The organism is Streptococcus oralis (assembly GCF_003943825.1).
Taxonomy (GTDB): Bacteria; Bacillota; Bacilli; order Lactobacillales; family Streptococcaceae; genus Streptococcus; species Streptococcus oralis_CD.
Genome location: NZ_RJNJ01000045.1, coordinates 1 through 850, shown reverse-complemented (window position 1 = coordinate 850; position 850 = coordinate 1). Strand labels below are relative to the sequence as shown.

The 850-nt window shown below is 45.1% G+C and carries 2 protein-coding genes; both read left to right on the top strand.

Annotated elements, in window-relative coordinates; genetic code table 11:
- Positions 1–242, top strand: a 242-nt coding sequence (locus D8863_RS10455; protein ID WP_260469798.1) for a 3-hydroxyacyl-CoA dehydrogenase family protein, incomplete at its 5' end; no start/stop codon positions are given.
- A gap of 18 nt (positions 243–260) precedes the next feature.
- The coding region (locus tag D8863_RS10450; protein ID WP_312023395.1) for a thiolase family protein at positions 261–850 on the top strand (590 nt) is incomplete at its 3' end.

Here is an 850-nt window from a genome sequence, read left to right as displayed (position 1 = left end):
TTCTAGGTGAAGGAGTGGCTAGTGCCGAGGAAATCGATGAAGCGATGAAACTTGGTGCAAATCATCCTATTGGACCTTTGGCTCTTGCTGACTTGATTGGATTGGATGTTTGTTTGGCTATTATGGGCGTCCTAAACCAAGGGTTTGGTGATCAAAAATACCGTCCTGCCCCTCTTCTTAAGAAAATGGTCGAAGCAGGAAAATTGGGACGGAAGACAAAAGAAGGCTTCTTTACTTACTAGACACTGATGGAGGTAGTCATGAAAGACGTAGTTATTGTTTCGGCAGTGCGAACACCTTTAGGTTCCTTTGGCGGGAGCTTGAAGAATGTTTCTGCTGTTGATTTGGGATCTTTNGTAATTAAGAGTGCTTTGGAAAAAGCGAATATTAAACCAGAGCAGGTAGATGAAGTGATTATGGGGAATGTCCTAGGCGCAGGTTTAGGCCAAAACGTGGCTCGCCAAATGAGTATTCATGCTGGGCTTCCTGAATTTACACCAGCCTTTACCATTAATAAGGTTTGTGGTTCCGGTTTGAAGGCAGTGCAGTTAGCTGCTCAAGCGATTCAGTGCGGAGATGCAGATATTATCGTGGCTGGTGGTGCAGAAAACATGAGCCAAGCTCCATATGTTTTGCCAAGCTTCCGTTGGGGTGGCCGTATGGGAGATTCGAAAGTGGTAGATACCATGATTAAGGACGGTTTGTCTGATGCCTTTAACGAATACCATATGGGGATTACAGCTGAGAATGTGGCAGAAGAATATGGTATTAGCCGGGATGATCAAGATGCGCTTGCTTTGGAATCACAAAAACGAGCAGTGGCGGCTATAGAATCTGGACGCTTTAAGGA